The 9,852-nt window shown below is 73.0% G+C and carries 7 protein-coding genes; 4 read left to right on the top strand and 3 right to left on the bottom strand.

Translation table 11 applies throughout. From position 1 onward, the window contains the following. Positions 1-212 precede the first annotated feature (212 nt). A complete protein-coding gene (locus tag ACIF8T_RS08695) occupies positions 213-941 on the bottom strand; it encodes a 3'-5' exonuclease (protein WP_400032628.1) in 729 nt (242 codons plus the stop codon). Positions 942-1,111: 170 nt separating this feature from the next. On the opposite strand from ACIF8T_RS08695, the gene ACIF8T_RS08690 reads away from it, so the two are divergent. The 4 genes from ACIF8T_RS08690 to ACIF8T_RS08675 all read left to right on the top strand — a co-directional run bounded on the left by ACIF8T_RS08690 (position 1,112) and on the right by ACIF8T_RS08675 (position 5,654). Next, complete coding sequence (locus ACIF8T_RS08690) at positions 1,112-1,678, top strand: DUF4365 domain-containing protein (RefSeq protein ID WP_400032626.1); 567 nt, start codon at positions 1,112-1,114, stop codon at positions 1,676-1,678. Then, on the top strand, positions 1,675-2,901 hold the full coding sequence (locus ACIF8T_RS08685; RefSeq protein WP_400032624.1) for a hypothetical protein: 1,227 nt from the start codon (positions 1,675-1,677) through the stop codon (positions 2,899-2,901). Before ACIF8T_RS08690 ends, ACIF8T_RS08685 begins: the two co-directional genes overlap by 4 nt. A 151-nt stretch (positions 2,902-3,052) precedes the next feature. Further along, on the top strand, positions 3,053-5,029 hold the full coding sequence (gene thrS / locus ACIF8T_RS08680) for a threonine--tRNA ligase (RefSeq protein WP_400032622.1): 1,977 nt from the start codon (positions 3,053-3,055) through the stop codon (positions 5,027-5,029). Positions 5,030-5,093: 64 nt separating this feature from the next. Continuing rightward, positions 5,094-5,654: an HIT family protein gene (locus ACIF8T_RS08675; protein ID WP_400032620.1), complete on the top strand. Its 561-nt coding sequence runs from the start codon at positions 5,094-5,096 to the stop codon at positions 5,652-5,654. Positions 5,655-5,775: 121 nt separating this feature from the next. Here ACIF8T_RS08675 and ACIF8T_RS08670 read toward each other — a convergent pair whose 3' ends face one another. Both ACIF8T_RS08670 and ACIF8T_RS08665 read right to left on the bottom strand, forming a co-directional pair. Next, positions 5,776-7,443 carry a hypothetical protein gene (locus ACIF8T_RS08670; protein ID WP_400032618.1) on the bottom strand — a complete coding sequence of 556 codons (1,668 nt, stop codon included), beginning with the start codon at positions 7,441-7,443 and terminating at the stop codon, positions 5,776-5,778. A gap of 170 nt (positions 7,444-7,613) precedes the next feature. After that, positions 7,614-9,818, bottom strand: a complete 2,205-nt coding sequence (locus tag ACIF8T_RS08665) for an elongation factor G-like protein EF-G2 (protein WP_400032616.1) — start codon at positions 9,816-9,818, stop codon at positions 7,614-7,616. Between the last annotated feature and the right edge of the window lie 34 nt (positions 9,819-9,852).

Here is a 9,852-nt window from a genome sequence, read left to right as displayed (position 1 = left end):
GTGGTCCGGGGGGGACCCCCTTTACCCCCCTGTTGGGGCGGGGGGCCGGCCCGCCCCCCGGGGGGCGGCCGGGGCCGCCGTCGTCGTGCGCCGCGCGCGGCGGGGGCTTCGCCGCCCGCACCCCTCAGGGCCGTCCGGTGCCGCCGCATGCCGCGCGGGTCATGGCCGGTCCGTCGTGGCCGGACCGGCTTCTCCGGGTGTCCCGCCCGTGTTCAGGCCGCCGCCGGCAGGTCCGGGCGCAGGGGCCAGGCCGGGTCGACGGCCTCCTCCGTGCCGGTGCGCGCGAACCACGCCTGCAGGCCCCGGGCCTGTGCCGCGTGCCACACCGCCTGCAGGGTGTGCAGCTCGCCGGGGGAGAGGCGCTCCAGCCGGGAGGCGAAACGGCGGCCCACCGCCCGGGTGACCTCCAGGGCGGCCACGGCGTCGGCGGCCGCGTCGTGCGCGCCCTCCAGGGGCACGCCGTAGTGCGCGCACAGGTCGGTGAGGGTGCGGCGGCCCTTGCGGTAGCGGTCCAGGTGCTTGTCGAGGACCCGCGGGTCGAGGACGCGCAGCGGCGTCGACTCGAACCAGCGGCCCAGCGACGAGGCGCGGTGCCGGCGCAACTCCCGGTCCAGCAGCGTCAGGTCGAACGGGGCGTTCATCACCACCACCGGCCGGCCGGCGTGCGCCTGCTCGGCCAGCGCCTCCGCTATCTCGTACATCACCGGCGCGGGCCAGCGGCCGTTGCGCTGGAGGTGTTCCTCCGTCAGCCCGTGCACCTCCGTCGCCCCGGCGGGCACCGGCACCCCCGGGTTCACCAGCCAGCGGCTGACCCGCGGCCGGATGCCCGGGGCGTCCTGGACGACGACGGCGGCCGACACGATCCGGTCGGTCTCGACGTCCACGCCCGTGGTCTCCGTGTCGAAGGCGGCCAGCGGCCCTTCGTACCAGCACGTCGTCATACCCACACAACCCCTCGATCACCGTCGGCAGTCGACGCACCGTCCGCTGCCCGAAACGGTGATACCCGGGCTGTTTGCGCCGTACGCCGGAAGGAGACAACAGGAGTACGGGTCCCCGCAGTTCAACGGTCCGCAGCGGGGATCCACCAGTTCTGGAAGGCTGTTCGGCCATGGCCATAGCGCAGCCCGAACGGGGCGGGCTGCTGCCCGAGCGCACGGCTCCCTCCCGCGGCTCCCTCGCCACCACCGCCTGCATGGAGACCCTGCAGGTCGGCTATCTGCACGCCGTCGCGGCGGCCGCGGGCTGCTCGCTGTCCCAGCCGTTCCCGGACAACGGCATCGACTGGCACGTCAGCCACAGCGCACCCGGGCACACCGTCGACGACGAGGTCACCGTCAAGGTCCAGCTGAAGGCGACCTACCAGATCCCGCCGGACCCCCCGGGCCGCACCTTCTCCTTCACGCTCGACAACGACCACCTGGCCAAACTCGCCCGCACCCCGGTCACGGTGCACAAGATCCTCGTGGTGATGCTGGTGCCGCGCTCGCGGGACGACTGGCTGCGCGCGAGCCACGACCGGCTCGACCTGAGGCACTGCTGCTACTGGACCAACCTCGCCGGGCACCCGGTGACGGGCCGGCGCCGCACCACCGTGCGCATCCCGACCTCGCGGATCTTCGACGACCGGGCGCTGTGCGAGATCATGACGCGGGTCGGGACGGGAGGAAAACCGTGACCCACCGCCCGACCGACGAGCATCTGCGCCCCGTGCGGCCGCACCCCGCCGACACCGCCCCCGGCGGCCGGCCGCCCGAGCCCGGCGAGGTCGACCCGGCCGTGCTCGGCGCGCTGCTGCTCCGGCACGGCTGGCGGCGGCGCGGCGGCGCCCCCGGACGCTACGGCCGCTGGACCCCGCCCGGCGCCGGCACCGGCGGCACGAGCCTGCTGGTGCCCGAGAGCCGGGCCTTCCCCGACAGCGACGACCTGCTCGGCGAGGCCCTGCTCGCGCTGTCCCGCAGCGGCACGCCCTCCGCGCGCGAGGTCCTGGTCTCCCTCGCCGTCCCCAGCGACGAGATCCGCTGGTGGCGGGACGTGCCGGCCGGACCGGGCGGAGCCGCCTCCTGGACCGCCGAGGAGCGGCTGCGCGGCGCGGCCCGGCGGATGCTGCTCGCCGGCGCGCTCGCCACCCGGGCACGGACCGGCTACCACGGCGCCCGGCACCGGCGGTCCGCCGCCGCGGCGCTCCAGGGCGTCCTGGTGGGCCCCGCGGCGGACGGCCGGCTCACCGCCCTCGTGCCCGTCGCCACCGGCCGCCCCCTCGCCGTCCGCCTCCACCAGGCCCTCTACGCCGCCCGCGAGGCCGTCGACTACCAGCGGGCCACCGGCGGCACGGAGGCCTTCGACGGGGCCGTGCGGGCCGGCGTCTGCCACGAGCTCACCGAGGCGATCGTCTGCCTCGTCCGGGGCACCGAGGGCGCCCGGATCGCCGTCGACTGGGCCCCGGCGGCCGGCGTGCCGGAGGGCTGCGCGGCCACCGCCGAGGCCGTCGAGTTCTCGCCGGGCGACCTGCCCGTGCTGCGCGAGGCCGGCGCCCGCTACCGGCGCGCGGAGCCCGCCGTGCCCGTACGGGTCACCGGCGCGGTGGTCCGCCTGCGCCGGTCGGGTCCGTGCGGCGAGGGCACCGTGCGGCTGCGGGTGCTCGCCGGGGCGGAGGTCCCGTACGTGAAGGCCACGCTGGACGAGGAGGCCTACCGGATCGCCGGCCACGCGCACCTGGCCGGGCTGCCGGTGCGGGTGCGGGGGCGGCTGGAGAGCCGGGGCGGTTTCCGGCGGCTGACCGGGGCCCGTGACGTCGCGCCCGTGCAGGTCGACGAGGCCGAGCGGGACCGGCTGACGAAGTCCCTGCACGAGCACCTCGACTTCGTCGAGGAGGCCTGCGCGGCGGACGACGAGGACTGACGGCGGGCGGCGGGCCCGCCCGGCGCCCCGACCGGCGAGGGGGTCCGCGAGGGACTGATTTCGCGGAGGGCGGTGCGGGGTCGGTACGATCCTTACTCGATGCGCGCGCTCCGGTATGGCGCCGCGACCCACCTTCAGTCAGGAGAGACCGGTGTCAGACGTCCGTGTGATCATCCAACGCGATTCCGAGCGGGAAGAACGCGTGGTGACGACGGGCACTACGGCCGCCGAGCTCTTCGCCGGCGAGCGTTCCGTCATCGCCGCGCGCGTGGGCGGCGAGCTCAAGGACCTCGCCCACGAGCTGTCCGACGGCGACGAGGTCGAGGGCGTCGAGATCTCCTCCGAGGACGGCCTGAACATCCTGCGCCACTCCACCGCGCACGTCATGGCGCAGGCCGTGCAGGAGCTGTTCCCCGAGGCCAAGCTGGGCATCGGCCCGCCCGTCAAGGACGGCTTCTACTACGACTTCGACGTCGAGAAGCCGTTCACGCCCGAGGATCTCAAGGCCATCGAGAAGAAGATGCAGGAGATCCAGAAGCGCGGGCAGAAGTTCGCCCGACGCGTGGTCACCGACGAGGCCGCCCGCGAGGAGCTGGCCGACGAGCCGTACAAGCTGGAGCTGATCGGCCTCAAGGGCGCCGCCTCCAGCGACGACGGCGCGGACGTCGAGGTCGGCGCCGGCGAGCTGACGATCTACGACAACCTGGACGCCAAGACCGGCGAGCTGTGCTGGAAGGACCTGTGCCGCGGTCCCCACCTGCCCTCCACCCGGCTCATCCCGGCGTTCAAGCTGATGCGCAACGCGGCCGCCTACTGGCGCGGCAGCGAGAAGAACCCGATGCTCCAGCGCATCTACGGCACCGCCTGGCCCTCCAAGGACGAGCTGAAGGCGCACCTCGACTTCCTCGCCGAGGCCGAGAAGCGCGACCACCGCAAGCTCGGCAGCGAGCTGGACCTGTTCTCCATCCCGGAGCAGATCGGCTCCGGCCTCGCCGTCTTCCACCCGCGCGGCGGCATCATCCGCCGGGTCATGGAGGACTACTCGCGCAAGCGGCACGAGGAGGCGGGCTACGAGTTCGTCTACACCCCGCACGCGACGAAGGGGAAGCTCTTCGAGACCTCGGGCCACCTGGACTGGTACGCCGACGGCATGTACCCGCCCATGCAGCTCGACGAGGGCGTGGACTACTACCTCAAGCCCATGAACTGCCCGATGCACAACCTGATCTTCGACGCGCGCGGCCGCTCCTACCGCGAACTGCCGCTGCGCCTGTTCGAGTTCGGGACCGTGTACCGGTACGAGAAGTCGGGCGTCGTGCACGGCCTGACCCGGGCCCGCGGCTTCACCCAGGACGACGCGCACATCTACTGCACCCGCGAGCAGATGTCCGAGGAGCTCGACAAGCTGCTCACCTTCGTGCTGGAGCTGCTGCGCGACTACGGCTTGACCGACTTCTACCTGGAGCTGTCCACCAAGGACCCGGAGAAGTTCGTCGGCTCCGACGAGGCCTGGGAGGAGGCGACCGAGACGCTGCGCCAGGTCGCCGAGAAGCAGGGCCTCCCGCTCGTCCCCGACCCGGGCGGCGCCGCCTTCTACGGCCCGAAGATCTCCGTGCAGGCCAAGGACGCCATCGGCCGCACCTGGCAGATGTCGACGATCCAGCTCGACTTCAACCTGCCGGAGCGCTTCGACCTGGAGTACACGGCCGCCGACGGCTCCAAGCAGCGCCCGGTCATGATCCACCGCGCGCTGTTCGGCTCCATCGAGCGCTTCTTCGCGGTGCTGCTGGAGCACTACGCGGGCGCCTTCCCGGCGTGGCTCGCGCCGGTCCAGGCGCTCGGCATCCCGATCGGCGACGCGCACGTGGAGTACCTGGAGGACTTCGCGGCGGCCGCCAGGAAGAAGGGGCTGCGCGTCGAGGTCGACTCCTCCTCCGACCGCATGCAGAAGAAGATCCGCAACGCCCAGAAGCAGAAGGTGCCGTTCATGGTCATCGCGGGCGACGAGGACATGGCGAACAACGCCGTCTCCTTCCGCTACCGCGACGGCTCGCAGGAGAACGGCATCCCGTTCGACGAGGCGATCGCGAAGATCGCCAAGGTCGTCGAGGAGCGGACGCAGGTCTGACCGCACGGTGCGGGGCCCCCGGGGGATTCCGGGGGCCTTTGCCGTCCCCCCGGCGCGACGCCATATGCTGCCTAGCATGACGAGTGAGCCGGAGCAGCAGCTGGGAGTGGGGACGCAGGACGCGTTCCAGCGTCTGTGGACGCCCCACCGGATGGCCTACATCCAGGGTGAGAACAAGCCGACCGGCCCCGGTGCCGACGACGGCTGTCCCTTCTGCTCGATCCCGGCCAAGTCCGACGAGGACGGACTGGTCGTCCGGCGCGGCGAGCAGGTCTACGCGGTGCTCAACCTCTACCCGTACAACGGCGGGCACCTGATGACCGTGCCCTACCGTCACGTCGCCGACTACACCGACCTCACGGCGGGGGAGACCGCCGAGCTCGGCGAGCTGACCAAGCAGGCGATGACGGCCCTGCGCACCGCCTCCGGCGCGCACGGCTTCAACATCGGCATGAACCAGGGCTCGGTGGCCGGCGCGGGCATCGCGGCCCACCTGCACCAGCACATCGTGCCCCGCTGGGGCGGCGACACGAACTTCATGCCGGTGGTCGGCCACACGAGGGTGCTGCCGCAGCTGCTGGCGGACACCCGCAAGATGCTGGCGGAGGCCTGGCCGACGGACTGACGCCGGCCGCGCTCGGCCCGGCCCGGAGCGCGAGGGCGGGGACGTCCGGTCCGACGGGTCTCCGGGGGCGCGGCCCCCGGAGACCGTGCCGTCCCGCGCACCCGGTCCGGCCGCCGGAGGCCTACGCGTCGTACAGGTCCGCCTTCCGGGGCGACACGTCCTGCACCGCCCCGCTCAGCGCCGAGGACCGGGACCCGAACTTCTCCACGTCCACGCCGTTCTCCTTCAGCACCTTCAGCGCCGCCGCGTGCACCACCCGCAGCACCGGCGCGGCCGCCCGCAGCGCGTCGTCCGCCATGAACCGGTGCCGCCAGGGCTGGTCCGCCCACGCGTGGCGCAGGCCGAACGGCTCGGGGAGCGTCAGGCTGCCGCCGAGCCAGTTCAGCAGCGGCGGGTACCAGGTCAGCGGGGCGCGCGCGGCCAGCCGGACGACCTCGTCGGCGTCGATCAGCGGCAGCTTCACCTTGCGGGTCTCCCAGAACCGGAACGCCTTCGCGACCTCCTTCTCCTTGGCCGCGGGCTTCTCGTTGAACAGGCCGTTGACCGGTCCCAGGGCGTGGCCGGTGACCTCGATGCGCAGCGTCTCGTGCAGCACCGTCACGGTGATCAGCATGGTGATCACCAGGTGGCCGTCCCAGAGCGTCCACTGCACGCCGAGGTAGTGCCGGTCCCCGCTGCCGAACTGCTGCTTGTTGCAGATCTCCTGTATGGCGTGGTTCTTGATCTTGTACGCGTCGACGTCGGTGCCGCTCGGCCGCGACACCTCCTTGGCGTTCTCGCCGATCGGCGTGACGATCCAGTGCGTGATCGACGGCTTGGGGAAGCCGCCGGTGTTGATGGGCGTGCGCTCCAGCATGCCCAGCCCGCCCTGGATCGCGACGATCACGTCCCAGCTGCGGAACGGGTGGAAGTCCTTGCCCGGCTCGGCGGAGACCAGCTCCTCGGCCAGCTGCCAGCTGCCCCACCGCGTGCCCATGCCCAGTATCCCCTTGGGGCCCGCGTAGAAGACCGAGTTGGAGCGCTGCTCGGCGCTGAGCCGGGCGAGCTCCTTGCGCACCTGCTCGGCCGCGTCGCCGGGGTTGCCCGGCACCGCCTCGGGGATCTTGGCGCCGACGCCGCCGCCCGACAGCAGGCTCGACCAGCGGTCGCGCAGGTCGTGGGCGGTGCGTTCGCAGATCTGCTTCGCCCAGAACCAGCCGACGACCGGCATGACGACCGCGGCGCGCGCGTACCAGGCCCAGAAGCCCGTGAACGGCATGCGGATCAGGAAGAGCACCGCGAGCGCGCCCACCGCGACCAGCAGGGTCGTGGCCAGGGCGCCGGCCCGCTTGTCCTCGCGCCCGGACATGGTGGTGCGCAGCGTGAACACCATGAGCCAGACGAGGAAGCCCGGCAGGAAGAGCAGCCCGCAGATCACCGTCACCGCGGTGAGCCAGTTGTCGCGCTCGCGGCGGATGCGGTGGGCCGCCAGGCAGTGCTCCACGACGACCTGCGGCTCGATGCCGAAGGACTGGATCACCGGTTTGCGCCCGGCGCCCAGCATGCGGTCGATCACCGCGCGCGAGAAGGCCTCGCCGAACCGGGGGCGGAAGATCCTCGCCCAGGGACGCGGCGGGCTGACCTTCGACTGGTGCCACTCGTTGTCGGCGTCCAGGATCTTGGTCACCTCGTCGTCCCGGTACGCCGCCGCGGCCAGCGCGTAGGTCGCGGCCGTCTGCCCCGCCGAGCCGGACAGGGGCACCTGAGCCCCCGGGCTGAAGTCGAATCCGTCCGTCACTGCCGCCCCCATAGCCGCCGCACCTGCTTTGCGGCCTTCCCGACTTCCGTACTCCGCACACCTGTTGATCAGTTCTTCAGCGTATCCGCCGGAGCGCGCGTTTGTCGGCGGACGGCCGAGGCCGTCCGCCGACACGCGGGAAAGGCGGGTCGCTCCGCCGGTTTGACGGTGCGTCAGTCCGCTTACGCGGCCGCGCTCTCGGCCGCCGCGCGGACCCGTTCCGCGACCTGCGCGGGCATCGGCTCGTGCCGTACGTAGGTGCGGCTGAAGCGCGCGGTGCCGTGCGACAGCGACCGCAGGTCGACCGCGTACCGGCCGATCTCGATCTCCGGGACCTCGGCCCGGACCAGGGTGCGCCCGCCGGGCGTCTGCTCGGTGCCCAGCAGCCGGCCGCGCCGCCCGGACAGGTCGCTCATCACGGCGCCCACGTAGTCGTCGCCGACGAGCACGCCGACCTCGGCCACCGGTTCCAGCAGGTGGATCTTCGCGCCGGCCGCGGCCTCCCGCAGCGCGAGCGCGCCGGCCGTCTGGAACGCGGCGTCGGAGGAGTCCACCGAGTGCGCCTTGCCGTCCCGCAGCGTCACCCGCACGTCGACGAGCGGATGGCCGGCGGCGACGCCCTTGGCGGCCTGGGCGCGGACGCCCTTCTCCACCGAGGGGATGAACTGCCGCGGCACCGCGCCGCCGACCACCTTGTCCACGAACTCGATGCCCGAGCCGTTCGGCAGCGGTTCCACCTCGATCTCGCAGATCGCGAACTGCCCGTGCCCGCCGGACTGCTTGACGTGCCGGCCGCGCCCGGCGGCCTGCGCGGCGAACGTCTCCCGCAGCGCGACCCGGTGCGGGACCACGTCGACCTGGACGCCGTAGCGGGTGCGCAGCCGTTCCAGGGCGACGTCCGCGTGCGCCTCGCCCAGGCACCACAGGACCACCTGGTGGGTGTCCTGGTTCTGCTCCAGGCGCATCGTCGGGTCCTCCGCGACCAGCCGGGCCAGCCCCTGGGAGAGCTTGTCCTCGTCGGGCTTGCTGTGCGCCCGGATGGCCAGCGGCAGCAGCGGGTCGGGCATCTCCCACGGCTCCATGAGCAGCGGGTCGTCCTTGGCGGAGAGGGTGTCGCCGGTCTCGGCGCGGCTCAGCTTGGCCACGCACGCCAGGTCGCCCGCGATGACGTGCGACACGGGGCGCTGCTGCTTGCCGAACGGTGTCGACAGGGCGCCGATCCGCTCGTCGACGTCGTGGTCCTCGTGCCCGCGGTCGGCCAGCCCGTGCCCGGAGACGTGCACCGTCTGGTCGGCGCGCAGGGTCCCGGAGAACACGCGGACCAGCGAGAGCCGCCCGACGTACGGGTCGGAGGAGGTCTTCACGACCTCCGCGACCAGCGGCGCGTCGGGGTCGCAGACCGCCTTCAGCTCGCGGGGCGTGCCGTCGGGGGCGGTCACCCGCAGCGGCTCGCGCTCCAGCGGCGTCGGGAAGCCGCGGGTGACCAGTTCCAGCAGCTCGACCGTGCCGAGGCCCTGGCGGGCGCCCTCGGCCGCGGGGGCGGCGGCCAGGACGGGGAAGAAGACCCCGCGCGCCACGGCCCGCTCCAGGTCCTCGACCAGTGTCCCGACGTCGACCTGCTCACCGCCGAGGTAGCGGTCCATGAGGGTCTCGTCCTCGCTCTCCGAGATGATCCCCTCGATCAGCCGGGCGCGGGCCTCCTCGATCAGCGGCAGCTCGTCCTCGCCGGGCTCGGACTCCTTGCGTTCCCCGGTCGAGTAGTCGAACAGCTTCTGCGACAGCAGCCCGATCAGCCCGGTCACCGGCGCGTGCCCGTCGGGGGCCTGCGGGCCGTGCAGGGGCAGGTAGAGCGGGAGCACGGCGTCGGGGTCGTCCGCGCCGAACGCCTCCGCGCAGATCCGCGTCATCTCCTCGAAGTCCGCGCGGGCGGCCTCCAGGTGCGTGACGACGATCGCCCGGGGCATGCCGACGGCCGCGCACTCGTCCCACACCATGCGGGTCGAGCCGTCCACGCCGTCGGAGGCCGAGACGACGAAGAGGGCCGCGTCCGCCGCGCGCAGACCGGCCCTGAGCTCCCCGACGAAGTCGGCGTAGCCGGGGGTGTCCAGAAGGTTGATCTTGATGCCGTCCCACTCGACGGGCACCAGGGACAGCTGCACGGAGCGCTGCTGGCGGTGCTCGATGTCGTCGTGGTCGGAGACGGTGCCGCCGTCCTCCACGCGGCCCGCCCGGTTGATCGCTCCCGCCGTGAGGGCGAGAGCCTCCACCAGCGTCGTCTTGCCCGATCCGGAGTGGCCGACCAGCACCACATTCCGTACGGACTGGGGGTGGCCGGCCGCCTGTGCCCTGCCGGCGGCTCCGGGGTGGGTCTGTGCTTTGTCGCCCATGGTCCTGCCTCCCGTGCACGGTGAGGTCGCTGTG

This window comes from Streptomyces sp. NPDC085946, assembly GCF_044540485.1.
GTDB lineage: Bacteria > Actinomycetota > Actinomycetes > Streptomycetales > Streptomycetaceae > Streptomyces.
The sequence above is the reverse complement of the archived record's forward strand: the minus strand, read 5'-3'. Positions and strand labels throughout refer to the sequence as shown.